The sequence below is a fragment of the Bradyrhizobium sp. MI1.4 genome (assembly GCF_055811315.1).
Map to the genome: position 1 here is coordinate 63,340 of NZ_JBVVPP010000005.1, position 23,765 is coordinate 87,104.

Here is a 23,765-nt window from a genome sequence, read left to right on the forward strand (position 1 = left end):
TCGGGATCGGCCGGTAGCACTGTCCCGAGGCCGGACTTATGTGGAGTTCATCAACGGAGCAGCCGCATGTCGCAAAACCAAGCCGTCGCCGCCGGCACCAGGATCGGCCACGTCCATCTCAAAGTCGCCAATCTCGATCGCGCGCTGGGCTTCTATTGCGGCGTGCTCGGTTTCGAGCTGATGCAGCGCATGGGCTCGGGCGCGGCCTTCATCTCGGCCGGCGGCTATCACCACCACATCGGGCTCAACACCTGGGAGAGCAAGGGCGGCTCGCCGCCGCCGCCTGATGCGACCGGGCTCTATCACACCGCGATCCTCTATCCGACGCGGCCGGCGCTGGCGGATGCGTTGCACCGCGTGCTCTCGGCCGGCATTGCGCTCGACGGCGCCAGCGACCACGGCGTCAGCGAGGCGCTGTATTTGCGCGATCCGGACCAGAACGGTGTGGAGCTGTATTGGGACAAGCCGCGGGAGCAATGGCCATTCGGGCCGGACGGCAAGCTTTCGATGTTCACGAAGCGGCTGGATGTGGAGGAGCTGCTGAAGCAGCGGGAGGCCTAGTCCGCACCTCGCCACTGCACGAGCCTCAGGACCCATCCGGCCACATAGAGCCCGACGCCGAACACGGCATGCGTGAGTAGCGTGTTGAGACGCGCCACGTTGGGACGTGGCGCGCGATGGGCTGCAATGCCGAGGCCCATGCCCGGCTGCATGATCAGGAAAGGTGCCGCCACGCTGCCGATTCCGACGATCAATGCGGGGCCGACACGCGGGGAATGGAGCCAATCGAGCCCCCAGATCGCCAGCAAGACGGCCGCGAACGCAATGCCGATCAGGTAGTGCGCGGCCCACCCAATCAGGCGCTCGCGTGGAGCCGGATCGGGTGCCGCGATCTTAAGATGCCGATACTGTCCGCGCGCGAGCAGGATGAGCCAGCGACCTAGGAGTCCATAGTCTAGCGATGGGATTCCAAGAACATGCGCGCGGAGAACTGCCCAACCATCGATCACGGCCGTTGCACCGGATCCGATCAAGGCGGCGCCGACCAGAAATTCAATCATTTCACCCATTCGAGACCTCGCCTGCCGCGTCGGTTGAAGCCCGCGCCTGGATCATCCAGCATGCGGCGGTAAAACGGATCGCATCTGCCTCCACGTAGGGGGCGAAGGCGGGCCGCACCGCATCCACGACCCTTTCGCGCAATCCCCTGTCGGCGTCCTGCAGGATCGTTCCGACGGGTCCCAGCCAACCGACATAGCGAGCGAGTTCGCTGGCAGGAAAGCGGCATGGAATATCCACCGGCCGGATGTCGATCTCGGTCCAGCCGCTCTCCAGCAGGATGGTCCTGACCCGATCTTTGCCAGCGAAGGCGAACTGCCCCGGACCGCCGGATGGACGGGCAGGCATATTCGGCAGAAGGGGCGCGGCGGCTCGTTCGGCCGCCGTCATGAACGGATTCTCCGCTGCGCCCCGCCATGCAACGACGGCGAGCCCGGCGCCTTCGGCGGCAGCGCGCCTCAGATTTGCGAAGGCCGCAACGAAGTCTTCGAAGAACATCACGCCGAGACGTGAAATGATCGTATCGAAGCTCGCCGGGCCGAATTTATGGTGCTGCGCATCGGCGCAGATAAAGCTGGCCGAGGTGCCTTCGCGCTCGGCGCGGGCCAGCGCCGCCCCGATCATCGGCGCGGAGATGTCGATGCCGACCACACGGCCGCCTTGCCCGAGCTTTCGCGCGACCGCAACGGTCAGACCACCAGTGCCGCAGCCGACGTCCAGGACGCGACGATTGGAGCCGGCAGGAACGGCCTCGCACAGCGGCCTCTCGAATTGCTTGAACATCTCATCCAGGATGTCCTGGGTCTCGACCCAGGCGCGTCCGGCGGGACCATTCCAAAGCCTCATCTGCTCGATCGCCTTCTGCATAGCGTCCATGATGGTTTCCCCTTTCGTCTTGCCTTGGCGGCGTTGGACGCGGCATACTGCCAGCTCAAGTGAACCTGAGGTCAAGAGGCGTGATGACGATCGATATCGCCGAAGTCGCACGGCGCTCCGGTGTTCCGGCGTCGACGCTGCGATTCTATGAGGAAAAGCGGTTGATTGCCCCGATCGGCAGGCGCGGCCTGCGCCGGCTGTTCGATCTGGAGATCCTGGATCGCCTGGCGCTGATCGCGCTGGGGCGCGCGGCGGGCTTCTCGCTCGATGAAGTTGCCCGGATGTTCGCACCCGACGGACGGCCGCGTATCGACCGGCGGAAGCTTGCCGCCAAGGCCGACGAGTTGGACCGAACGATCCGCAAGCTTATCGCGATGCGCGACGGCCTGCGCCATGCCGCGGCCTGTCCGGCGCCAAGTCACATGGAATGCCCGCATTTTCGCCGCCTCATGCGGGTCGCGGCATTGGGAAAGGCGAGGTCGCCCAAGAGGGCCCCGCGCGCGCCGCGATCAGGCTGAAGGGGTCGATCGCCTTGTGTGCCCCCGCACCATGATCAACGCCGCCGCCACCAGCTCCAGCGCAATACACAGATAGAACGGCAGCTCATAGCCACCGGAGAAATCGCGCAGAAAACCGACCACGCCGGGGCCGAACGCATAGGTCACCTGGTTGATCGCAGTGTTGAGGCTGATCAGCACGCCGAACGAGGCGGAATCGAATTCCTGCTGCACGATCAGCGACGGCAGCGTGATGAGATTGCCGACCGAGAAGCCGAACAACGCGCAGGCGGCGATCAGCACGTAATCATTGTGCAAATTGATGACGACACACAGCGCCACGGCCTGACTCAGGAACGACAGCGCCGAGGCGAGCCGCTGGTTGAGTCGGTCGATCACCAGCGAGAACAGCACCCGGCCGATCACCGCCATCGCGGTCAGCACCGCAACCGCGACGGCCGCGCGCTCGCGCCCGATCACGGGATCGAGGAACGAGATCAGGTGGACGATGAAGCCGACCTGCGCGAACAGCACCAAAGCAAAGGCAATGGTCACGGTGAGGAAGCCGACATCGCGCAACGCCTGGCTACGAATCTGCGCCGACGATTGCGGCTTCGTTTTCGTCGCGGCGCGCCGGCCATGGAGATCGGGCGGGCGGCCAACGACAATCAGGATCACCGGCACGAGCAGTACCAGCATGGCGCCGGCGACGATAAACATAGCGCTGGCGAAGCCGACATGGCCGATCAAGCTCACCAGCAGCGGCACGCCGACGATGCCGCCGAAGCTTGCGCCGTTCAGCGCGAGGCTGATCGCCATGCCGCGCTTCTGGTCGAACCACAGGCTGATCGTGTTGGTGATCATGGCCAGGCTCGTGCCGGCCCAGCCGAAGGCGAGCACGGCGTTCGCGAGATAAAGCTGCCACGGTTCGCGCACCGCGCCGATCGCGACCGCCGCGGCCGACATCGCCAGCGTCCCTGCGATCAGGCCGAGGCGCGGGCCGTACTTGTTGACGGCTTCGCCGACGAAGACGACGAGCAGCGCGCCGAACAGATAGAAGAACGTCGTGGCCGACGAGATCAGCGAGGCCGACCAGCCGTGCGCACGCTGGAGCTCGGCGACATAGACGCTCTGGCCGTAGAAGCCGAGCCCCCAGCCGAAGGTCGCGAGCAGGAAGCAGACCGCAACGATGCGCCAGCCTTCGTAGCGGAGAGAGGATTCGTCGACGGATCCGTCGTGTCGAGGGTTATCGAGCATGCCGCTTACTCCGTCATGCCCGGACTTGTTCCGGGCATCCACGTTCTTCGATCCGCGCGCCCAAGACGTGGATGGCCGGGACAAGCCCGGCCATGACGACATCTAGTAACCTTCACCAGAAAACCACTTCGACCTGGATCGAACTATCAACGCTGCTGACAGCCTCCCGCCATCTCAGATCGCATCCGGGAACTCGCCCATGGCCGCGTCGAGCCGCGCTTTGCGGCGACGGGTCCAGGACGCCAGCGAGAGCACGGCGAGACCGAGCAGCACCGGCGGAAACACCACCATGTTCACCGCGGACCAGCCGTAACTGGCGAGCAGTTGGCCGGACGAGAACGAGCCGATCGCCATCATGCCGAACACCAGGAAATCGTTGAAGGCCTGCACCTTGTTGCGCTCCTGCGGCCGGTGCGTCTCCAGCACCAGCGCCGAGGCGCCGATGAAGGAGAAGTTCCAGCCGACACCGAGCACGATCAGCGTGGCGCAGAAATGCATCGCGGTGATGCCGGACAGGCCGATGCCGGCCGCGCCGGCCTCCAGCAGCAGGCCGGCGGCAACGATCTTGCGCGCGCCGAAGCGGGCGATCAGCGCGCCCGTGAAGAAGCTCGGCCCGTACATGGCGACGATGTGCCATTGAATGCCGAAATTGGAATCTGAAACGCTCAAGCCGCACAGCTTCATGGCAAGCGGCGCCGAGGTCATCACCAGGTTCATCATGGGGTAGGAGATGACGCCGCACAGCGCCGCTGCGATGAAGCGTGGCTGGGTCACGATCTCGAGCAGCGGCCGCCCGCCATGAAGATCGGCCGGCGCCGGTTTCGGCATGTCGACCCCGGCGACGATGCCCATCGCGATGAGCGCGACAGCCGCCTGGACCAAGAAGCTGAAGGCGAAGAGATAAGGCTGCCAGACATCCATGGTCCATTGCACGAGCTGCGGACCGAGCACGCCGGCGAACACGCCGCCCGCCATTACCCAGGACACCGCCTTGGGTCGGTACGCCGCGCTGGCGCCGTCGGCGGCAGCGAAGCGATAGGACTGCGCCACCGCGCCGTAGAGGCCGCCGAGAAAAGTCGCCAGACAGAACAACGGAAACGAAGCGTGCAGGATCGCGAAGCAGCCGAGCAGGCCGGTGAGCGTACCCAGGCCCGTGCCGATGATGAAGGCCCAGCGGCGGCCGAAGCGACTCGATATCGCGCCGGTCGGCAGCGTGCCGGCCGCAAGCCCCAGCACGTACATCGACAGCGGTACCGTCGCGAGCGACATGTCGGGTGCAAGCGTCGCACCGACGATGGAGCCGGTGGCGAAGATCACCGCCGAATTGGCGCCGGTCAGCGCCTGCGCGGCGGCAAGGCGCACCACATTGGCGCGCACGCGGGCGTCGGCGGCGACCTCATTGGCTGCAGTCACATCCAGCATCGGCATTTCCGCCCCAACGGGCTTTTAAGTGCTTTCAAGGGCTCGCTTGATTCCCGGCACTATGGCGGGACGCGGGAGGGCGGGCAACCGGCGCAAACGGGCGCAGGCCATGTCTCTGACGCAATCGGGCCGATGATAATGGGCCGCGCACTTGACGGCTTGCGCTCGATCAAATCCTATCCGCCACGACCTTCCGGAGTTTCGTTCATGTCCGTCGACGACAGGCCTACGCTCAGCGCTCCTGACGACGATCCCTGGCTCTGGCTGGAGGAGATCGAAGGCAAGCAGGCGCTCGATTTCGTCACGCGGCAGAACAGCCTGACACTCGACGCGTTCGGCGGAGCGGCCTTCGCGCGCGATCGCGACATCCTCGCGGCGATCTACGATCGTCCCGACAACATTCCCTATGTCAGCCGCCGCGGCACCGAACTGCACAATCTCTGGAAGGACGCCACCAACCCGCGCGGCCTGTGGCGGAAGACTTCCCTCGCGGAGTTTCGCAAACCGCATCCGACGTGGGAAATCATGCTGGATGTCGACCAGCTCGCGGCACGCGAAGGCGAGGACTGGCTGCTGAGCGGCATCACCACGCAGCCGGGAAGCGCGCGCGCCATTTTGGGGCTGTCGCGCGGTGGCAGCGATGCCGTCACCTTGCGGGAATTCGACCTCGACACCAAGAGTTTCGTTGCGGACGGATTTGCGCTGTCGGAAGCCAAGGGCGGCGCCGATTGGCTCGATGCCGACACGCTGCTGTTGTCGAGCGCCCATGGCGAAGGCATGGCGACGAGCTCGGGATATTCCCGGACGGTTCGCCTGTGGCGACGCGGCCAGCCTGTCGATCAGGCGCAGGTGATCATCGAGACCACGGCCGATCATATGGCGATCTCCGGCATCGTCGACGACACCGCTGCGGCCCCGCGCAGCTGGATCGTCGACCAGATCGACTTCTTCAATCATGCGCTCTGGCTGCGCGATGCAGACGGTGCGACGACGAAGCTCGATCTGCCGACCGGCATCTGGTTGCAGGCGCATGGCGACTGGTTCGCGATGAAGCTGCGCGAAGCCTGGTCGATCGAGGGCAGAACCTATGCCGCCGACACCGTGCTCGGCATGCCGCTCTCGGCCTTCCTCGCCGGCAGCCGCGATTTCGCGGTGCTGTTCGAGCCGGAATCTCGCCGCGCCCTGCAAGGTCTGTTCTGGGCCGGAGGCAGGCTGGTGCTGTCGATCCTTGACGAGCTCCAGCCGCGATTCGAGATCTGCACGCCGTCCGTCACGAGCTGGAGCCGCGAGTCACTCGGCGGCCTGCCGCAGATCGGCGTCGTGGACATCTGGCCGCTGGATCGCCATCCCTCCGAGAGCAATGGCGACCTGCTTGCCAATGTGCAGGATCCGTTGACGCCGCCGTCGCTGCTGCTGATGGAGCGCGGCGTCGCGAGCCCGACCGTGCTGAAGCAGGCGCCGAAAACATTCAACGCCGACGGACTGGTGGTGACGCAGCACGAGGCGATCTCGATCGACGGCGAGCGCATCCCTTATGTGCAGACCGGCCCCGCCGGCGAGACCGGCGACGCACCGGTCTATATGAGCGCCTATGGCGGCTTCGCCCATTCGGTGAAGCCGTATTACAACCCGTCCCTCGGCAAGCTGTGGCTGGAGCGTGGCGGCACCACGGTGCAGGCGAATTTGCGCGGCGGCGGCGAATTCGGCACGCGCTGGCACGATGCCGGCCGGCTCGCCGGCAAGAAACTGTCGCACGACGATTTCGCGGCCGTTGCCGCCGATCTCGTCCGCCGCGGCGTGACAACGGCAAAGCGCATTGCCGCACAGGGAGGATCGAACGGCGGCATCCTCATCACCAACATGCTGGTGCGATACCCCGAACGTTTCGGCGCGCTGTTCTGCACCATCCCGCTGATCGACATGCGCCGCTACACGAAGCTGCTCGCCGGCGCGAGCTGGATCGCGGAATATGGCGATCCCGACAAGCCCGAGGAGTGGGACTGGCTCAAGTCCTACTCCGCCTATCACAACGTCAAGGCCGGCCAGCCGTATCCGCCGATCCTGATCGCCACCACGCGACGCGACGACCGTGTCCATCCCGGGCATGCGCGCAAGATGGCGGCAAAGCTCCAGGCCATGGGCTACGAGGCCTGGTTCTACGAGCCTGAAGCCGGTGGCCACGGCTACGGCAAGGACAACAAGGAGCGCGCCGGGTTCGAGGTGATTGGCTTTCGGTTCTTAAAGGACAAGATCGGGTGGAAGGACGAGGGCTAGCGTTTGCGGCGCTGACATCTCCGCACGGTCATGGCCGGGCTTGACCGGGCCATCCACGCCTTAGCTGGTGCACGAAGAACGTGGATGCCCGGGACAAGCCCGGGCATGACGACCTCCTATCGCGCGAATACCAAGGTCAGATTGTTCGCGGGCATGTCCATCGTATCGACAAGGCGAAGACCAACGCCGCGGGCAAGCGCCTCGACATCGGCGATGTCACGCACGCCCCAGTCGGGATTGCCTTCACGCAGGGAGGTGTCGAACACCGCATTGCTGAGCGCGATGTGCTTGCCGCCGCGCTTGAACGGGCCGTAGAGGAACAGCTTGCCGTCGGCCCGCAAATAGCGGCCGGCGCCGGCGAACAGACCCTCGGCGACGCTCCATGGCGCGATGTGGATGACATTGGCGCAGAACAATGCGGCAAGACTCGACGGCCCCTGCCCGCTTTTCATCTCCGGGCACCAGTCCGGATCGGTGAGATCGATCCGCAGCGGCGAGCGGATGTTTTTGAGGCCTGAATGAACGCGCCAGGCCTCGATGCTCTTGAGGTGGCGCTGGTTGAGATCGCTGGGCCACCAGATCAGGCCGGGCGTGTGACGGGCGAAGTAGACCACGTGCTGGCCGGTTCCGCTGCCGAGCTCGACCACGTTGCCGGTGCAGCCGGCGAGATGCCGTTCCAGTGCCGCCCAGAGCGGCTCGTGATTGCGATGAAATGCCGGCGCATCGAGCCGCCCATCCGACTCGACCCGACCGCCATCCCTGCCGAATTCGACGACATATTCAGCCAAGTGAGGTCCCCTTGAAAAAACGAGAACGCGATGAAAACAGGTTGAGCGCCCAAACGCTCAGGAAACAGCCGGCCCGCGCCACGGCCCCTAACTCTCGGACCAAATCGGCTGAACAAATAATCTCTTTAGTTGCAATCGGGAAGATATTAACTCCATTTTGTCGCGTGGATAGTCTTGATTGTCAGGCGGCGCCCTTTGTGCTTTGGAACGCTTCTATTTTGTAATCGAGACCATCGCATAACGCCTCGGAATAACGCCTTGACCGCCTTTTCCCGGACGCCCGTTCTGTTCATCTTGCTGGCCATTGCAGCCGGCCTCGCCACCCCGGCGTGGGCGCAGTCCGCTGTGGCCGACGGCCAGAAACTCGCTTTCGACCGCGGCAAGGGCAATTGCCTGACCTGCCATGTCATCAGGGGTGGCGACCTGCCGGGAACGATCGGGCCGGAACTGAAGGACCTCAAGGCCAAGTACCCCGATCGCAACGAACTGACCGCGATCATCTTCGACGAGACCAAGCGCAATCCGCAGACCATGATGCCGCCGTTCGGCCGGAACCGGATTTTGACCGAACAGGAGATCAGCGCGATCGTTGATTTCCTGCAGACCCTGTGACTTCAGGCATGCCACGAGATTTGGTTGGGAGACCAGAGATGACCACACTCACCGGCCCAAGCGCGACGCGGCGCCTGATCCTTCAGGGCGCAGCCTCGGTCGCGTTGCTCGGCCTCGGCAATCTGCCGTTCGGCGCCGCGCCCGCGCGCGCCGCGGCCAACGACAAATATCCGGAAGAGGCGTTCAAGCAAAAGAGCGAGGCTGACGCCATCAAGGCGCTCTACGGCAAAACCGCCGAGCCGTCCGACAAGGTCAAGCTGGACGCCCCCGAGATCGCCGAGAACGGCGGTGTGGTGCCGATCTCGGTGACGACGACACTCGACAAGGTCACCTCGATTTCATTCTTCGTGGCCGAGAATCCCAGCGCGCTGGCCGCCAGCTACAGGATTCCCGAAGGCACGATCCCTGCTGTCGCCAACCGGCTGAAGATGGCCAAGACCACCAACGTGGTCGCGATCGTGGAGGCCGACGGCAAGCTCTACAGCGCGACCAAAGAGGTCAAGGTCACCGTCGGCGGCTGCGGCGGCTAAGCGAGGAAGATCGAGATGGCATCCAGCATTCGCGTCCGCGCCACCACCAACGGCGACATCACCGAGGTGCAGGCGCTGATCCAGCACCCGATGGATACCGGCTTCGTCAAGGACGCCAAGGGCGAGCTGATCCCGGCGCATTACATCCAGCAGCTGAAATTCGAATGTAACGGCAAGGACGTCTTCGTTGCCGATTGGGGCACCGCCGTCTCGAAGGACCCCTACGTCAAGTTCAGCTTCAAGGGAGCCAAGAAGGGCGACGATCTCAAGGTCTCCTGGACGGATAACAAGGGTGCGTCGGACACGACCACTGCGAAGATCTCGTGATGAAGGCCCGCACCTCCATCCTGCTTGGTTCGTTGAGCGCCGCGCTCGTCGCGTTGGCCCTCACCTCTCCACGCGTGGTGGCGGCCGACAAGGTCGATCCCATCGCCGATGCCAAGGCGTTCCAGAACTTCTTCTTCCAGAAATTCCCTGATGTGAAGCACGAGGATTTCGTCAACGGTCCTTATTCCATGAACGAGGACATGAAGCGGCAGTGGCAGGAGAAGGAGGAATTCCCGCCCTACGAGTTCGCGCTAGACGCCGGCAAGGAGATGTTCGCCACCCCGTTCAAGAACGGCAAGACCTATGCGGACTGCTTCCCGAACGGCGGCATCGGCATCCGCCAGAACTATCCTTATTTCGACGAGAAGGAAGGCAAGGTCGTCACGCTGGAGCTGGCGCTCAACCGCTGCCGCGAGGCCAATGGCGAGGCGCCCTATTCCTACGTCAAGGACGAGATGGCCTCGCTCACGGCGTACATGGCCTTCACCTCGCGCGGCAAGCCGATGGACATCAAGATCCCCGACGATCCTCGCGCGCTCGCGGCATTCGAGAACGGCAAGCGCTATTTCTACACCCGCCGCGGCCAATTGAATTTCTCCTGCGCGAGCTGCCATGTGCAGAGCCCGGGTGAGCGCATCCGCGCCGAGATCCTGGCGCCGGCGCTTGGCATTCTGAACGCGATGCCGATCTACCGCTCCGAATGGAGCGGCATGGGCACCACCAGCCGCCGCTTCGTCACCTGCAACAGCCAGACCCGCGCGGTTCCGCTGGAGCCGCAGGCGGATGAATATCGCGACGTCGAATATTTCCTGTCCTACGTCGCCAACGGCCTGCCGATATCGGGACCGGGAGCGCGGCCATGAAGCTGTCACTCCCTTTCGCCCGGCTGCTTGCCTTGCTGCTTACCCTCGGGCTCGCGCCGGCGGCGCGCGCGGCAGATGAGGCAGACTACAAGGCGGCCTTTGCCGCCGCCGAGGCCGCCTCCAAGGAGGCCGCCGGCATGCGCAACCAATGGACCGTGACCGTCTCGACGCTGGCCGCCGCAAAGAAGGCGGCCGATGGCGGCGATTTCGACCGCGCCGTGGCCGCAGCCAGGGAGGCCGAGGCGCTGGCGAAGGCGTCGATCTTCCAGGCGATTTCCGAAAAAGAAGCCTGGAAGGCGATGGAAATCCGTTAGACTGTTCGCTTGTGCAACAGCCTTGCGACCGTGAGAGGGCGCGGAGAATTTCTGGATGGCGATCCGCCGCCGCGATTTCCTGAAGAATGCAGGCCTTGCTGCCGCATCGCTGAGCCTGCCGCGGCTTGCGCTCGGTGCTGAGGCTGCGAGCATTTACGACCTCGAACGGTTCGGCAATGCGCGCATCCTTCACCTCACCGACACGCATGCGCAACTCAATCCAGTCTATTTTCGCGAGCCCAGCGTCAATATCGGGATCGGCGAGATGGCGGGACGGCCGCCGCATCTGGTCGGCCGCGCCTTTCTCGACCGTTTCGGCATCAGGCCCGACAGCGCGGATGCCTATGCCTTCAGCTGCTTCGAGTTCGAGAAGTCCGCAGGCCGCTTCGGCAAGCTCGGCGGCTTCGCCCATCTGAAGACGCTGATCGACCGCTTGCGTGGCGATGTCGGCGAAAAACGCTCCGTGCTCGTTGACGGCGGCGACCTCTGGCAAGGCTCGGGACTTGCCAACATCATGCAGGGCCGCGACATGGTCGAGGCCGCAAACCTGCTCGGTGTCGAGGCGATGACCGGGCATTGGGAATTCACCTATGGCGAGCAGGCGCTGCGCGACAATCTCGCGCGCTTCAGGGGCGAGTTTCTGGCGCAGAACGTTTTTCTCACCGAGGAAGCCGCATTCAATGATGCCCCGGCCTTCGACAAGGCGACGGGACGCGTGTTCAAGCCCTCCGTGATCAAGGAGCTCGGCGGCCATCGCGTCGCGATCGTCGGCCAAGCCTTCCCTTACGTGCCGATCGCGCATCCCAAACGGTTCACGCCGGACTGGTCCTTCGGCATCCGCGAGGAAGAGCTCCAGAAGCATGTCGACGGCCTGCGCGGCACCGACAAGGTCGATGCGGTCATCCTGCTGTCGCATAACGGCATGGACGTCGATCTCAAGCTCGCAAGCCGCGTCACCGGTATCGACGTCATCCTCGGCGGCCATACCCATGATGCGATCCCGCAGCCCATCGCCGTGAAGAATGCGAGCGGCACGACGCTCGTCACCAATGCCGGCTCCAACGGAAAATTTCTGGCCGTGCTCGATCTCGCGCTCGACAAGGGCAAGGTCGGCGACGTCAAATATCATCTGCTGCCGGTCTATTCCGAGCTGTTGAAACCCGATCCCGGGATGGCCGAACTGATCGGCCAGTTGCGGGCACCCTTCGTCACCGACTGGTTGGAGAAGATCGCGACGCCCGATCGCCTGCTGTATCGACGCGACAATTTCGCCGGCCCGGTCGACGAGCTGATCTGCAGCGCGCTGCGCACCGAGTTCGACGCCGAGATCGCGCTGTCGCCGGGCTTCCGCTGGGGCGTCACCGGACTGTCCGGCCAGGCACTGACGATGGAGGATTTGCTCGCGGAAACCGCGATCAGCTATCCCGAGACCTATGTGCAGGAGATGACCGGCGCGGAGATCAAGGACGTGCTGGAAGACGTCTGCGACAACCTCTTCAATACCGATCCCTATTACCAGCAGGGCGGCGACATGGTGCGCGCCGGTGGGCTCAGCTACACCTGCACGCCGACGGCGACGATCGGCAGCCGGATCTCGGAGCTGAAGCTCAATGGCGGCAAGGCGCTCAGTGCCAGCCACCGCTACAAGGTCGCGGGCTGGGCCTCGGTCAACGGCCAGCAAGGCGCGCCGGTGTGGGATGTGGTGGCAAAATATCTGCGCTCGGGCCGGATGTTTCAGGAGCGGCTCGGCTCCGGCGTCACGCTAAAGGGCGTCGAGGGTAATCCGGGCATCGCAGGACAGGGATGATGCGGTCGCAAACCCTATCCGCGATGCTGCTGGCGCTGTTCGCCTGGGCGGCGATGCCACCGGCTTTCGCGCAGCAGGTGCCGCTCCAGGACAAGCCGTTCGCCGAGCACAAGATCGTGCTGCAGCTCTCCGATGGCGATGCCAGGAAGCAAGCTCTGGTGCTCAGCGTCGCCAACAATTTGCTGAAGGCCTACGACCCCGACAAGGTCGCAATCGAGGTGGTGGCGTTCGGTCCCGGCATCGACCTCCTGTTCACCGGCAGCGAGCGCCGCAAGCAGGTCGAGAGCCTGATCGCGCAAGGCGTACGCTTCGACATCTGCCTCAACACTGTCGACACGATCGAGCGGGAGACCGGCAAGCGGCCGGAGTTCATCCCTGCCGCTACGCCGGTGCAGGTCGGGGTCGGGCAGATCCTGTTCCTCAGCGAGAACGGATACACGGTGGTGAGGCCCTGAGCCTTTTGCGGGGCGAAGCGTCGCGGCATACTCGGTGTCATCGCCGGCGAAGGCGGGCGATCCAGTACTCCGAGACCGCGAGGGGTACGGGAGGGCGCGGCGTACTGGATTCCCCGCCTTCGCGGGGAATGGCAGCGGTGGCTAGGTGACGCCCACCCGCCCGTCACAGGAATAAAAATCTTCCAAATTTTCTTGCTTACACAGTGAATTGCTTCTCTTGTAAGCTCGAAATGTAGTAGAATCTCGGGGTAGTTCACGCCGGGTCTTGCCATGATCTTCCGCCAGCTCTTCGACAGTGTTTCGGGCACCTACAGCTATCTCCTGGCGAGCCGCGCCGGCGGCGAGGCGCTGATCCTCGATCCCGTGCTGGAGAAGGTCGACCGCTACTGCCAGCTCCTGCGCGAGCTCGATCTCAAGCTGGTCAAGGCCGTGGACACCCATCTGCACGCCGACCACGTCACCGGCCTCGGCGAGCTGCGCGACCGCACCCATTGCATGACCGTGATGGGCGACCAGACCAAGGCCGACGTGGTGGCGATGCGGGTTGCCGACGGCGACAAGGTGACGATCGAGGGCCTGTCGCTCGACGTGATGTACACGCCCGGCCACACCGACGACTCCTACTCCTACTTGATGGGCGACCGCGTCTTCACCGGCGACACGCTGCTGATCCGCGGCACCGGCCGCACCGATTTCCAGAACGGTTCGTCGCGCGCGCAGTACGATTCGATCTTCAACCGCCTGCTCAAGCTGCCCGACGAGACCATGGTGTTCCCGGCGCATGACTACAAGGGCGACACCGTCTCCACCATCGGCGAGGAGAAACGCTACAATCCGCGGCTCCAGGTGCGCTCGGTCGACGACTATATCGAGCTGATGGCCAATCTGAAGCTGCCCAATCCGAAGATGATGGACGTCGCGGTGCCCGCCAACATGCATGTCGGCCTGCACCAGGAGGAGCTGGAGAAAGAGGGCCGCGTGCTCCGCGCCGTCGAGGCGATCCGCAGCCTCGGCCGTCCCGATATCCTGCTGGTCGATTTGCGCGAGACCAATGAGCGGATGAAGCACGGCATGCTCGAAGGCGCGCTGCATACACCCTATCCGTCCGTTGAGGACAGCCTCAAGCCCGGCGGCATGCTGCGCGAGGTCGCGGCCGCCACCGGTCGCCGCGTCGTGTTCTTCTGCGCCTTCGGCGAACGCTCTGCGATGGCTGTCGCCGCCGCCAAGGAGGCCGGGCTCACCAACACCGCCCACATCGCCGGCGGCATCGATGCCTGGAAAAAGGCCGGCGGGCCGGTGGTGCACTGACCGCCTTGAGATAAGTCAGGAACTGCACATATCTTCCGGATAGGTTTGGGCGCAGCATCACTGTCCGGGACCAGCCATGGCCAAGATCGGCAAGCCGAGCGCGCCGCCCAAAATTGCGGACGACGCGCCAGCAAAAGACAAGGCGAAGAAGCCTCAGCCTCCGCGCGACACCGAAGACGATGATTACGAAGACGGCGACATCGCGACACCAAAGCGCGACCGCTACGGGCCGGACGACGAGCCGTTTTGAGGGGCTCGTCTCTTGCCACGCTCTCAACTGTCGTCCTGCCCCGCGCTACTGCCATGCGCCTGCGTTCATGGACAAATAACCGCTCTGCCCGATAGTTTGCGCGTCTCCAAAGGACGTGAAACGGAACTGCAATGGTCGACGTTCTCGCCGCACCGCAGCAAGGCAAGGCGGACAGCGCGCTACGCACGCTGACGGGAATTTCGATCGCGCATTGGGTCAGCCATTTTCATCTGCTGGTCCTGCCGATGCTGTTTCCCTTCCTCAAAAATCAACTCGGCGTCGGCTACGTCGAGCTCGGCTTCGCGCTGACCGTGTCGGCCGTGGTGTCGGGGCTGACGCAGGCGCCGACCGGCTATCTCGTCGACCATTTTGGCGCGCGAAAGATTTTGCTGGGCGGCCTCACCCTCGGCGGCCTCGCGCTGATCCTGCTTGGCCTGCATCTCAGCTACACCTCGCTGATCGCCTGCGCCGTGCTGCTCGGGCTCGCCAACAGCGTCTACCATCCCGCCGATTACGCCATCCTCGCCGAGCACATGGACGAAGCGCGGATGGGCCGCGCCTTCTCGATCCATACCTTTGCCGGCTATTTCGGCGGCGCGGTGGCGCCGGCGATCGTCGCCGCGATGGTCATCGTGTCAGGCGGTGTCGGTGCGCTGATCGCATCGGGCGTGATCGGCGTTCTGGTCGCGGTGTTGCTGGTGACCATGAACATTCCCGATGCCGGCGCGCACAAGACCAAGCCAGGCACCGAGAACGCACCCAAACAGGCCGTGATCACGCCGGCGCTGATCACGCTGACGGCACTGTTCATGCTGCTCAGCCTGTCGGTCGCCGGCATCAACAATTTCGGCGTGGTGGCGCTGATGAGTGGCTATGGCGTGACCTATTCCGCGGCCAATGTCGCGCTCACCGCCTTCCTCGGTGCAAGCGCCGCCGGCGTGCTCGCGGGCGGCTTTCTTGCCGACCACACCGAGCGCCACGGCTATGTCGCCGCCGCCTGCTTCGCCGCGAACGCGGCGATCGTGCTGCTGATCGCGCTGGTCACGCTGCCGGGCTGGGCGCTGACCGCCACGATGGCGGCCGCGGGATTCCTCTCCGGCGTGATCGCGCCTTCGCGCGACATGCTGGTGCGCAATGCAGCACCTCCCGGCGCGGCGGGGCGCGCCTTCGGCATCGTCTCCACCGGCTTCAATCTCGGCGGCATCGTCAGCCCGCTGTTGTTCGGCTGGATTATGGACCAGAGCGCGCCGCATTGGGTGTTCGGCGCATCCGTGATCTTCATGGTCGCGACGGTGGTGCTGTCGCCGTTCACGGAGCGGAAGCGGCAAATCGCGGCTTGAGCAACAAACTCAATTGTCGTCCCGGCCTAGTGCGCAATTGCGCATAGGGGCCGGGGGCCCATAACCACGAATCGGAGTTGTGGCGCAAAGCTGCCAACTCCAAGTCTTCGCCAAACTAAAAATCGTGGTTATGGATCCCGGCCTTCGCCGGGATGACAGTTGTGATTGGGTTGGCTGAAGTGGCCCCTTACGTCGGCGACACCGCGCTCTTCAGCGGCGCTGCCTGCGGAGCAGCTCCACCGGTCAGCCTGGCCTTTTCCGTGTTGGGCCAGAGCAGGAGCAGCCCGAGCGCACCGGAGCCGACCATGATCGCGGCGTTGATGGTGAAGCCGGTCATGTAGCCGTCGAGCATGCTGCCGGCGCGCTGGATTACGCTGCCCATCACGAGCGGCGCGATGATGCCGGAAAGCGTATAGAGCGCACCGTAGATCGCGAGAACCGCGCCGCGCTGCGACGTCGGCGTGAACTCGCCGAGCATGGGCGGGCAGACGACGTAGATCGCGCCGCACAGGCCGGAGCCGACCACGAGCAGGGCGATCTGGAGGCCGGCACCTTGGACGTGCGGCATCATCGCGAGGATCAGGCCGCCGACGATCAGCGGCACAGAGCCGAGCACGCCGCGGGAGATCCGCGACGTGTAGCCGCGTGCCAGCATCACCTGCGAGATCCAGCCCGTGAGAATGACGATGGTCGCCCCGAACACCCAGGGCAGGATCGAGACGAAGCCCGCCTGAGACTGCGAGAAGCCGAGGCCCTTGACGATGAAGGGCGTGAACCAGGTGAGCCCGAGCGACAGCGCCCAATAGGCGCCGAAGGTCGCGGTCACACAGCCGATGAAAGTGCGCGATGTCAGAAGCTGGAGATAGGGTATTTTCGGTTCGATCACGGCCGATGCGTGGGTGTCCAGCGGGCCTTCCTTGCCGAGTGCGAGCCAGGCGGCGACCCAGATCAGGCCGACGATTCCGAGGGCACCGAACGCATAGTGCCAGGAATGGTTGACGATGATCCAGTTCAGCGCCGGGACCGCCAGGATCACGCCGAAGGCCGAACCCTGCGACAGGATTGCGGTCGGCATCGTGCGCTTCTCGTCGGGGAACCACTTGTAGATCGCGTGCATCGCCACCGAGGCCGCCGGGCCTTCGCCGGCGCCGAGCACGATGCGGCAAATCAGGAGTGTGGTGAAAGAGACGGTGCCGACCATCGGAAACTGCGTCAGCGCCCAGATCACCGCGAGCGTCAACAGCACCCAGCGGGTCGGTACCTTGTTGACGATGAAGCCGACCACGATCGCCGAGATCGAGAACAGGAAGAAGAACGACGAGCCGAGCAGACCGAACTGCTCGGGCTCGAGCTTCAGCTCGGTCATGATCGGAACGCCCGCGAGACCGACGACGATCTTGTCGGCGAAGTTCACCAGCATGAAAAGAAACAGGAGAAATGTAACGGTCCAAGCGCCCTTTGGCGTTTGCTTTTGCGTTTCCTTCGACGTTTCCTTGGACATCCCCGTCATCTTGCCCGCCGCGGGCTGCGTTGCCTGAGCGCTCATCGTTCTCCCCGTCGTCCCTTTTTGGCACTTTTTTGATGTGGTCCTCTTAGGAGCTAACAACGGCTTCAATACCAACGCAACCCGGCATTTCCGCAGCAAGTGTGCTACGCAGCAATTCCGCTAATTCCGTCCGGCGCCATTCATCGTGCTGAGCATCCAAAACCTCTCCAAGACGTTCTCTTCGGCCGGTGAGCCGGTCCATGTCCTGCGCGGCGTCGATCTCGATCTCAAGGCCGGCGAACGCGTCGCACTGACCGGCGAGTCCGGCAGCGGCAAGAGCACACTGCTGCACCTGATCGCAGGGCTCGATGCCGCCGATGGCGGCACGATCCGACTGGAAGACACGGAGGTCACCAAATTGTCCGATGCGGGACGCGCGGGCCTGCGGCGCGACCGGATCGGCCTGGTGTTTCAACAATACAATCTGATCCCGAGTCTGTCGGTCGGGGATAATCTGGTGTTTCAGGCACGGATCGCCGGCCGGTACGACGAGGCTTGGTACAAGGAGCTGATCGAGCGTCTCGGGCTTGGCGGCCTGCTCAAGCGTTATCCAGAACAATTGTCGGGCGGACAGCAGCAACGGGTCGCGATTGGCCGGGCCCTAGCGACGAAGCCGTCGTTGCTGCTAGCGGACGAGCCGACCGGGAATCTCGACGAGGCCACCGCCGAGGACGTGCTGGCCTTGACGCGCGACCTCGTCACGCGCACCGGCTGCGGCTTTCTGATGGTGACGCACAGCCTGCATCTGGCCGCCGCACTCGATCGCCACGTCAACCTGCATGCCGGGCGGATCGCATGAGGCGCGCGCTCTGGGTCCTCGCCGTGCTGCTCAGCCATTGGCGGCGCCACAAGATGCAGTTCGCGACGCTCCTGATCGGGCTGATCGCGGCGACTGCGCTGTGGAGCGGCGTGCAGGCGATCAACCAGCAGGCCCGCAGCGCCTATGACCGCGCCGCGGCAACCTTCGGCGGCGCGCGCACGCCGATGCTGGTCGCGCCTGATGCCGCGACTTTTCCGCAGGAGCTGTTCGTCAAGCTGCGCCGCGCCGGCTGGCCGGTCTCGCCGATGCTGGAGGGACGGGTCCAGGTCAACGGGCGCTCGGTCCGGCTGCTCGGCATCGAGCCGGTGACGCTGCCGGTCGATGTCGGCAACGCACCGCGCCTCGGCGCCGCCGATCTGAGCAGCTTCGTGGCGCCGCCGGGCCAGACGCTGGTGGCAAAGGAAACGTTGACCGACTTGCAGGAGCGGGAAGGCGCAGCGCCGCCGATCAGCAACGGCGCAATACTGCCGCCGCTGCGCGTGCTGCCGCAGCTCGTGCCCGACGTGCTCGTGGTCGATATCGGCGTTGCGCAGCGGCTGCTGAACAAGCCGGACCAGATCTCGCGGCTTCTGATCGGCAAGCCCAAGGGCAAGCCCGCGCCCTTAGCGAGCGTCGTCGGCGACCGCTTGCAGCGGGTTGAGCCGGATGCGGAGACCGAGCTGGAGCGTCTCACCGACAGCTTTCACCTCAACCTCACCGCGTTCGGCCTGCTGTCGTTCTTCGTCGGTCTTTTCATCGTCAATTCAGCCGTCGGCCTCGCCTTCGAGCAGCGGCTGCCGATGCTGCGCACGCTGCGGGCCTGCGGTGCCTCGGCACGACTGGTCAACACCGTGCTGGTGGTCGAGCTCGTGGCGCTGTCGCTGGTCGCAGGCCTGATCGGGCTCGCCTGCGGCTATTTCATTGCGGCCGCGCTCTTGCCCGACGTCGCAGCATCCCTGCGAGGGCTCTACGGCGCGCAAATCCCGGGGCAGCTCAGCTTGCGACCTGAATGGTGGCTCGCCGGGATCGGCATCAGCATTGTGGGCGCGCTGGTGGCCGCGGCGACCAGCCTGATCAAGGCTGTCAGGATGCCGGTGCTGGCGACCGCGCAGCCGCGCGCCTGGCAACAGAGGCAGAGCCGTTGGCTGATCCTGCAGAGCGGGGCTGCCTGCGCCGTGTTCGCCGTCGCGCTGTTGCTGCTCCAGTACGGGCAATCGCTGATCGCGGGCTTTGGCGTGCTGGCAGCGCTGATGCTCGGCGCGGCGTTGATCTTGCCGGCCTTCCTCGACATCATCCTGCGGACCGGGCAGCGTTTGGCGCGGAGGCCGCTCGCGCTGTGGTTCTGGGCGGACAGTCGGCAGCAGCTCTCGGGTTTGTCGCTGGCGCTGATGGCGCTGCTGCTCGCGCTCGCCGTCAATGTCGGGGTGTCCACCATGGTGGAAACGTTCAGCCGCACCTTCATCGGCTGGCTCAACGGGCGGCTCGCAGCCGACGTCTACATCAGCGCCTCCGACAATGCGAAAGGCGTCGCGATCCGCAACTGGCTGAAGGAGCGCAGCGATGTCCAGGCGATCCTGTCGGGCGGACGTGCCGAGGCGCAGGTGCAGGGCCAGCCGGTGGAACTGCTCGGCCTGCCCGATCACGCGCTCTATCGCGAGCGCTGGCCGCTGCTCGAAGCCGCACCCGGTGCCTGGACACAACTCATACCCGGCAATGCCGCTTTCATCAGCGAGCAGCTGAGCCGCCGCCTCAACGTCCGCGTCGGTGACGTCGTTGACGTCCCGGCGCCGGGCGGGACCTGGGAGCTCGACATCGTCGGCATCTATGCCGACTACGGCAACCCCAAGGGACAGCTGGCGGTGAATGTCGCGGCGCTGATCCGGCATTTCCCGCAGACGCCGCAGACGCGCATCGGTCTCATCGTCGCGAAGGAGAATATCCCCAGCCTGATCACGGCGCTGCAGAAGCAGTTTGCGCTCGACGACCGCAGCGTCGCCGACCAGGCGACGGTGAAGGCGGAGTCGATCCGGATCTTCAACCGCACCTTTGCGGTGACTTCGGCGCTGAACGCGTTCACGCTCGGCGTCGCCGGGATCGCGCTTCTGACCAGCTTGCTGACATTGGCGAACTCCCGCCTGCCGCAGCTCGCGCCGCTCTGGGCGATCGGCATCACGCGGCCGCGCCTTGCCGCGATCGAATTGACCAAGACGCTGTCGATCGCGCTGTTCACCTCGCTCCTGGCCGTGCCGCTCGGGCTGCTGGTGGCGTGGTGCCTGATCGCGATCGTGAACGTGAAGGCGTTCGGCTGGCGGCTGCCGTTCCATGTGTTTCCGCTGCAACTGGTCGAACTGGTCGCGATCGCGCTGTTCGCCTCGTTGCTTGCCGCGCTGCCGCCGATGATCCGACTGGCCCGGATGCAGCCGGCGGGCCTCGTCAAGGTGTTTGCCAATGAGCGCTGACAGGATCTCCCGGCGCACCTTCGCGGGCGGGATCGCCGCGCTCGCGGCTGTCAGCCGCGCGGGCGCGCAAGGTTATGCCGGGCTCGGCGAAACGGCCGACGGCTTTGCGAAGGTCACACCGGGGAAGACGTTCGCCTTTCCCGGCGATCACGGGCCGCATCCGGAGTTTCGCATCGAGTGGTGGTATCTCACGGCGAATCTCGTCGATGGCAGCGGCGCGGCTTGCGGCCTGCAATGGACGCTGTTCCGGCAGGCGACGCAGCCGGGGCCTCAGGGCGAGGGCTGGGCCAATCAACAGGTGTGGATGGCGCATGCCGCGGTAACGCGCGCCGACACCCACCGCTTCAACGAGCTGTTTTCCCGCGGTGGTGTGGGACAGGCCGGCGTCACGGCGAAACCGTTCTCGGCCTGGATCGACGATTGGGAGATGAACGGATCCGAGCGCACCGAAGATCGCGCTTTAGCGCCGCTGACGCTGAAGGCCTCGGGCGCCGACTTCAGTTACGTGCTGACGCTCGAGGCCGATCGTCCGGTGGTGTTGCAGGGCGACGGCGGCTACAGCCGCAAGTCGGAGCGCGGTCAGGCCTCCTATTATTACAGCCAGCCGTTCTATCGCGCCCGCGGCACGCTCACCATCGACGACAGACCGGTCGATGTTTCCGGCCAGGCCTGGATGGACCGCGAATGGAGCAGCCAGCCGCTCGACACCGACCAGACCGGCTGGGACTGGCTGTCGCTGCATCTGGCGTCCGGCGACAAGCTGATGCTGTACCGGCTGCGCCAGAAGGACGGCCATAATCATCCGTTCGGCAACTGGATCAGCGCCACAGGCGACACGCACATGATCGCGGGCGACGACATCCAGATGAGTCCGAAGGCGACCGCCGAGGTCGCGGGACATAAGCTGCCGGTCGAATGGCAGATCGCGATCCCCTCGCGGTCGTTCTCGATCCAGTGCAAGCCGCTCAATCCGAAGGCGTGGATGGGGACCGGTTTTTCCTATTGGGAAGGGCCGATCAGCTTTGCCGGCACGCATGACGGCGTTGGCTATCTCGAGCTGACCGGGTATTGAACCGGGACCTCTTCGAAGGGACTAGCGATGTATCACCTCACCGCCCTCGTCACGCTGCTGGCGATCCTGTTCTACTTCTTCATCACCATCAACGTGTCGCGCTCGCGCACCAAAACCGGCGTCAAGGTGCCTGCAATGTCGGGCCATCCGGATTTCGAGCGCGCGTTCCGGATCCAGATGAACACGCTGGAATGGATGCCGATCTTCCTGCCGTCGCTCTGGCTGTTCGCGATTTACATCAATGATGCCGGCGCGGCGACGATCGGCACTGTCTGGATCGTCGGCCGCATCGTCTACTTCATCGGCTATTCGAAAGCCGCCGCAAAACGCGGCCCGGGATTTTTTATTCAGGGTATCGCGGCCATTGTGCTGTGGGCCGGGACGCTCGGAGCGTTGGTGCTGCGGCTGGTGTGAGGGCGGACAACCGCCACACACTCAGTGTCGTCCCGGCGAAGGCCGGGACCCATAACCACGGGATGTGATTTTGACGAAGACTTGGAGTTACCAGTTCGGGCCCACAACTTCTCCCTGGGGTTGTGGGTCCCGGCCTTCGCCGGGACGACATCGGAGTTATTGGCGGGGTCCTGATCCCTACTTCGTCAGCGGGCAGCCGCTCTCCTTGGCCGTGAAGAACGCCTTCTCGCCGGGAACGACCGCGAGCTGCTTGTAATAGTCCCAGGGCTTCTTCGATTCCGAGGGCTTCTTGACTTCGAACAGATACATGTCGTGGACCATGCGCCCGTTCTCGAGCACCTTGCCGCCTTGCGCGAAGTCGTCGTCGACCGGCAGCTCCTTCAGCTTCTTGGCGACCGCATCCGGATCCTTGGTGCCGGCGGCTTTGACCGCCTTGAGATAGCTCAGCGTCGCCGAATAGGTGCCGGCCTGGATCATGTTCGGCATCCGGCCGGTGCGCTTGAGAAAGCGTTCGCCGAGATTGCGCGTGCGGTCGTTGATATCCCAGTAATAGCCCTCGGTCAGCACCAGGCCCTGCGCGGCCTGCAAGCCGAGGCCGTTCACTTCGGCGAGCGTCATCAAGAGGCCCGCGAGCTTCTGGCCACCGGAGACGATGCCGAACTCGGACGCCTGCTTGATCGAGTTGGTGGTGTCGAGGCCGGCATTGGCAAGGCCGACGATCTTCGCCTTCGAGCTCTGCGCCTGGAGCAGGAAGGAGGAGAAGTCCGAGGAGTTGAGCGGCACGCGCACCGAGCCAAGCACCTTGCCGCCATTGGCGGTGACGATCTCGCTGGTGTCTTTTTCCAGCGCGTAGCCAAAGGCGTAGTCCGCGGTGAGGAAGAACCAGCTGTCGCCGCCGGCCTTGGTGAGCGAGCCGCCGGTGCCGACGCCGAGCGCGCGGGTGTCATAGGCCCAGTGGAAACCATAGGGCTGGCAGGCATCGCCGGTGAGGCGCGAGGTCGCAGCGCCGACGACGATGTCGATCTTCTTCTTTTCCTTGGAGAGCTCGTGGATCGCGAGCGCGACCGACGAGGTCGTCAGCTCCGTGATCATGTCGACGTTCTCGACATCGTACCAGCGGCGCGCGATCGAGGTGGCGAGATCCGGCTTGTTCTGGTGGTCGGCGGTGACGAGCTCCACCTTCTGGCCCAGCACCTCGCCGCCGAAATCCTCGATCGCCATCCTGGCGGCCTCGACCGACCATTTGCCGCCGTAATCGGCGTAGACGCCGGACTGGTCGTTGAGGATGCCGATCTTGACGCCTTGCGCAGAGGCCGGCGCGGCCAGCAACAAAGCCGACATTGCGGCAGCGGCCAAAAGTGCTGATTTCATGTGTTAGCTCCCAGCAGTTTTCTGTTTTGAAATCGCGCGGATACTAGTGAAGAACCCCGGCGGTGCCCATCCATTGCATGTTGGTCGTTAGTATGAAGGGCGTGCCAAGCAAACGGCGTCGTCCC

Annotated in this window: 24 protein-coding genes; 17 read left to right on the plus strand and 7 right to left on the minus strand. The window is 64.6% G+C overall.

Annotation, left to right across the window (positions count from 1 at the left end; all coding sequences use genetic code 11):
- Window positions 1-66 precede the first annotated feature (66 nt).
- Window positions 67-561 carry a VOC family protein gene (locus tag AC0L23_RS07770; RefSeq protein ID WP_085361903.1) on the plus strand — a complete coding sequence of 165 codons (495 nt, stop codon included), beginning with the start codon at window positions 67-69 and terminating at the stop codon, window positions 559-561.
- Here AC0L23_RS07770 and AC0L23_RS07775 read toward each other — a convergent pair.
- Window positions 558-1,070 carry a DUF2938 domain-containing protein gene (locus tag AC0L23_RS07775; RefSeq protein WP_085361904.1) on the minus strand — a complete coding sequence of 171 codons (513 nt, stop codon included), beginning with the start codon at window positions 1,068-1,070 and terminating at the stop codon, window positions 558-560. The genes AC0L23_RS07770 and AC0L23_RS07775 overlap by 4 nt on opposite strands.
- Window positions 1,063-1,926 (minus strand): class I SAM-dependent methyltransferase, encoded by an 864-nt coding sequence (locus AC0L23_RS07780; RefSeq protein WP_198957653.1) that lies wholly within the window; start codon window positions 1,924-1,926, stop codon window positions 1,063-1,065. Before AC0L23_RS07780 ends, AC0L23_RS07775 begins: the two co-directional genes overlap by 8 nt.
- Window positions 1,927-2,018: 92 nt before the next feature.
- Between AC0L23_RS07780 and AC0L23_RS07785 the strand changes: the two genes are divergently transcribed.
- A complete protein-coding gene (locus tag AC0L23_RS07785) occupies window positions 2,019-2,453 on the plus strand; it encodes a helix-turn-helix domain-containing protein (RefSeq protein ID WP_085361906.1) in 435 nt (144 codons plus the stop codon).
- Here the strand turns inward: AC0L23_RS07785 and AC0L23_RS07790 are convergent.
- Together AC0L23_RS07790 and AC0L23_RS07795 are read right to left on the minus strand one after the other, a co-directional pair.
- Window positions 2,445-3,689: an MFS transporter gene (locus AC0L23_RS07790; protein ID WP_085385503.1), complete on the minus strand. Its 1,245-nt coding sequence runs from the start codon at window positions 3,687-3,689 to the stop codon at window positions 2,445-2,447. The two genes, AC0L23_RS07785 and AC0L23_RS07790, sit on opposite strands and share 9 nt — an antisense overlap.
- A gap of 174 nt (window positions 3,690-3,863) precedes the next feature.
- Complete coding sequence (locus AC0L23_RS07795; protein WP_085385504.1) at window positions 3,864-5,111, minus strand: MFS transporter; 1,248 nt, start codon at window positions 5,109-5,111, stop codon at window positions 3,864-3,866.
- Between the two features lie 207 nt (window positions 5,112-5,318).
- Between AC0L23_RS07795 and AC0L23_RS07800 the strand changes: the two genes are divergently transcribed.
- Window positions 5,319-7,385, plus strand: a complete 2,067-nt coding sequence (locus tag AC0L23_RS07800; RefSeq protein WP_085385566.1) for a prolyl oligopeptidase family serine peptidase — start codon at window positions 5,319-5,321, stop codon at window positions 7,383-7,385.
- A gap of 116 nt (window positions 7,386-7,501) precedes the next feature.
- On the opposite strand, the gene AC0L23_RS07805 is transcribed toward AC0L23_RS07800, so the two are convergent.
- The gene (locus AC0L23_RS07805) at window positions 7,502-8,173 is read right to left on the minus strand and encodes a DUF938 domain-containing protein (RefSeq protein WP_018455989.1); all 672 of its coding nucleotides are present in this window, start codon (window positions 8,171-8,173) and stop codon (window positions 7,502-7,504) included.
- A 258-nt stretch (window positions 8,174-8,431) separates the two neighbouring features.
- Here AC0L23_RS07805 and soxX point away from each other — a divergent pair, with 258 nt between their 5' ends.
- From soxX to AC0L23_RS07855, 10 genes are all read left to right on the plus strand, one after another.
- A complete protein-coding gene (gene soxX / locus AC0L23_RS07810; RefSeq protein ID WP_018455988.1) occupies window positions 8,432-8,785 on the plus strand; it encodes a sulfur oxidation c-type cytochrome SoxX in 354 nt (117 codons plus the stop codon).
- Window positions 8,786-8,823: 38 nt separating this feature from the next.
- Window positions 8,824-9,315, plus strand: a complete 492-nt coding sequence (gene soxY, locus AC0L23_RS07815) for a thiosulfate oxidation carrier protein SoxY (protein ID WP_018455987.1) — start codon at window positions 8,824-8,826, stop codon at window positions 9,313-9,315.
- Between the two features lie 15 nt (window positions 9,316-9,330).
- Window positions 9,331-9,642 (plus strand): thiosulfate oxidation carrier complex protein SoxZ, encoded by a 312-nt coding sequence (gene soxZ / locus AC0L23_RS07820; RefSeq protein WP_018455986.1) that lies wholly within the window; start codon window positions 9,331-9,333, stop codon window positions 9,640-9,642.
- The gene (gene soxA / locus AC0L23_RS07825) at window positions 9,642-10,505 is read left to right on the plus strand and encodes a sulfur oxidation c-type cytochrome SoxA (RefSeq protein ID WP_085385505.1); all 864 of its coding nucleotides are present in this window, start codon (window positions 9,642-9,644) and stop codon (window positions 10,503-10,505) included. Before soxZ ends, soxA begins: the two co-directional genes overlap by 1 nt.
- Window positions 10,502-10,819 carry a hypothetical protein gene (locus AC0L23_RS07830; protein ID WP_085349637.1) on the plus strand — a complete coding sequence of 106 codons (318 nt, stop codon included), beginning with the start codon at window positions 10,502-10,504 and terminating at the stop codon, window positions 10,817-10,819. The genes soxA and AC0L23_RS07830 overlap by 4 nt, the downstream gene beginning before the upstream one ends.
- Window positions 10,820-10,874: 55 nt before the next feature.
- The gene (soxB, locus tag AC0L23_RS07835; protein ID WP_473356808.1) at window positions 10,875-12,626 is read left to right on the plus strand and encodes a thiosulfohydrolase SoxB; all 1,752 of its coding nucleotides are present in this window, start codon (window positions 10,875-10,877) and stop codon (window positions 12,624-12,626) included.
- Entirely contained in the window at window positions 12,623-13,081 is a 459-nt protein-coding gene (locus AC0L23_RS07840; protein WP_018455982.1) for a DsrE family protein, read from the plus strand. The genes soxB and AC0L23_RS07840 overlap by 4 nt, the downstream gene beginning before the upstream one ends.
- A gap of 270 nt (window positions 13,082-13,351) precedes the next feature.
- Window positions 13,352-14,389, plus strand: a complete 1,038-nt coding sequence (locus tag AC0L23_RS07845; RefSeq protein ID WP_018455981.1) for an MBL fold metallo-hydrolase — start codon at window positions 13,352-13,354, stop codon at window positions 14,387-14,389.
- A gap of 76 nt (window positions 14,390-14,465) precedes the next feature.
- Window positions 14,466-14,639, plus strand: coding sequence for a hypothetical protein (locus tag AC0L23_RS07850; protein WP_018455980.1), 174 nt, complete (start codon window positions 14,466-14,468; stop codon window positions 14,637-14,639).
- 131 nt (window positions 14,640-14,770) lie between these two features.
- Window positions 14,771-15,979 (plus strand): MFS transporter, encoded by a 1,209-nt coding sequence (locus AC0L23_RS07855; RefSeq protein WP_018455979.1) that lies wholly within the window; start codon window positions 14,771-14,773, stop codon window positions 15,977-15,979.
- 187 nt (window positions 15,980-16,166) lie between these two features.
- On the opposite strand, the gene AC0L23_RS07860 is transcribed toward AC0L23_RS07855, so the two are convergent.
- Window positions 16,167-17,525: an MFS transporter gene (locus tag AC0L23_RS07860; RefSeq protein WP_085349635.1), complete on the minus strand. Its 1,359-nt coding sequence runs from the start codon at window positions 17,523-17,525 to the stop codon at window positions 16,167-16,169.
- A gap of 145 nt (window positions 17,526-17,670) precedes the next feature.
- Here AC0L23_RS07860 and AC0L23_RS07865 point away from each other — a divergent pair, with 145 nt between their 5' ends.
- Genes AC0L23_RS07865 through AC0L23_RS07880 form a run of 4 tightly spaced genes read left to right on the plus strand, consistent with a single transcriptional unit; the run spans window position 17,671 to window position 22,269 of the window.
- A complete protein-coding gene (locus AC0L23_RS07865) occupies window positions 17,671-18,324 on the plus strand; it encodes an ABC transporter ATP-binding protein (protein WP_085361911.1) in 654 nt (217 codons plus the stop codon).
- The gene (locus tag AC0L23_RS07870) at window positions 18,321-20,783 is read left to right on the plus strand and encodes an ABC transporter permease (RefSeq protein ID WP_085361912.1); all 2,463 of its coding nucleotides are present in this window, start codon (window positions 18,321-18,323) and stop codon (window positions 20,781-20,783) included. Before AC0L23_RS07865 ends, AC0L23_RS07870 begins: the two co-directional genes overlap by 4 nt.
- Entirely contained in the window at window positions 20,773-21,855 is a 1,083-nt protein-coding gene (locus AC0L23_RS07875; RefSeq protein ID WP_085361913.1) for a lipocalin-like domain-containing protein, read from the plus strand. The genes AC0L23_RS07870 and AC0L23_RS07875 overlap by 11 nt, the downstream gene beginning before the upstream one ends.
- A gap of 27 nt (window positions 21,856-21,882) precedes the next feature.
- Window positions 21,883-22,269, plus strand: a complete 387-nt coding sequence (locus AC0L23_RS07880) for an MAPEG family protein (protein WP_085361914.1) — start codon at window positions 21,883-21,885, stop codon at window positions 22,267-22,269.
- A 177-nt stretch (window positions 22,270-22,446) separates the two neighbouring features.
- On the opposite strand, the gene AC0L23_RS07885 is transcribed toward AC0L23_RS07880, so the two are convergent.
- Window positions 22,447-23,640: an ABC transporter substrate-binding protein gene (locus AC0L23_RS07885; RefSeq protein ID WP_085361915.1), complete on the minus strand. Its 1,194-nt coding sequence runs from the start codon at window positions 23,638-23,640 to the stop codon at window positions 22,447-22,449.
- Window positions 23,641-23,765 lie beyond the last annotated feature (125 nt).

Bases quoted from the DNA above. Each gene is read 5' to 3' on its own strand.
- AC0L23_RS07770 (WP_085361903.1), top strand. From the start codon at position 67: ATGTCGCAAAACCAAGCCGTCGCCGCCGGCACCAGGATCGGCCACGTC.
- AC0L23_RS07775 (WP_085361904.1), bottom strand. From the start codon at position 1,070: ATGGGTGAAATGATTGAATTTCTGGTCGGCGCCGCCTTGATCGGATCC.
- AC0L23_RS07780 (WP_198957653.1), bottom strand. From the start codon at position 1,926: ATGCAGAAGGCGATCGAGCAGATGAGGCTTTGGAATGGTCCCGCCGGA.
- AC0L23_RS07785 (WP_085361906.1), top strand. From the start codon at position 2,019: ATGACGATCGATATCGCCGAAGTCGCACGGCGCTCCGGTGTTCCGGCG.
- AC0L23_RS07790 (WP_085385503.1), bottom strand. From the start codon at position 3,689: ATGCTCGATAACCCTCGACACGACGGATCCGTCGACGAATCCTCTCTC.
- AC0L23_RS07795 (WP_085385504.1), bottom strand. From the start codon at position 5,111: ATGCTGGATGTGACTGCAGCCAATGAGGTCGCCGCCGACGCCCGCGTG.
- AC0L23_RS07800 (WP_085385566.1), top strand. From the start codon at position 5,319: ATGTCCGTCGACGACAGGCCTACGCTCAGCGCTCCTGACGACGATCCC.
- soxY (WP_018455987.1), top strand. From the start codon at position 8,824: ATGACCACACTCACCGGCCCAAGCGCGACGCGGCGCCTGATCCTTCAG.
- soxZ (WP_018455986.1), top strand. From the start codon at position 9,331: ATGGCATCCAGCATTCGCGTCCGCGCCACCACCAACGGCGACATCACC.
- soxA (WP_085385505.1), top strand. From the start codon at position 9,642: ATGAAGGCCCGCACCTCCATCCTGCTTGGTTCGTTGAGCGCCGCGCTC.
- AC0L23_RS07830 (WP_085349637.1), top strand. From the start codon at position 10,502: ATGAAGCTGTCACTCCCTTTCGCCCGGCTGCTTGCCTTGCTGCTTACC.
- soxB (WP_473356808.1), top strand. From the start codon at position 10,875: ATGGCGATCCGCCGCCGCGATTTCCTGAAGAATGCAGGCCTTGCTGCC.
- AC0L23_RS07840 (WP_018455982.1), top strand. From the start codon at position 12,623: ATGATGCGGTCGCAAACCCTATCCGCGATGCTGCTGGCGCTGTTCGCC.
- AC0L23_RS07845 (WP_018455981.1), top strand. From the start codon at position 13,352: ATGATCTTCCGCCAGCTCTTCGACAGTGTTTCGGGCACCTACAGCTAT.
- AC0L23_RS07850 (WP_018455980.1), top strand. From the start codon at position 14,466: ATGGCCAAGATCGGCAAGCCGAGCGCGCCGCCCAAAATTGCGGACGAC.
- AC0L23_RS07855 (WP_018455979.1), top strand. From the start codon at position 14,771: ATGGTCGACGTTCTCGCCGCACCGCAGCAAGGCAAGGCGGACAGCGCG.
- AC0L23_RS07860 (WP_085349635.1), bottom strand. From the start codon at position 17,525: ATGAGCGCTCAGGCAACGCAGCCCGCGGCGGGCAAGATGACGGGGATG.
- AC0L23_RS07870 (WP_085361912.1), top strand. From the start codon at position 18,321: ATGAGGCGCGCGCTCTGGGTCCTCGCCGTGCTGCTCAGCCATTGGCGG.
- AC0L23_RS07875 (WP_085361913.1), top strand. From the start codon at position 20,773: ATGAGCGCTGACAGGATCTCCCGGCGCACCTTCGCGGGCGGGATCGCC.
- AC0L23_RS07880 (WP_085361914.1), top strand. From the start codon at position 21,883: ATGTATCACCTCACCGCCCTCGTCACGCTGCTGGCGATCCTGTTCTAC.
- AC0L23_RS07885 (WP_085361915.1), bottom strand. From the start codon at position 23,640: ATGAAATCAGCACTTTTGGCCGCTGCCGCAATGTCGGCTTTGTTGCTG.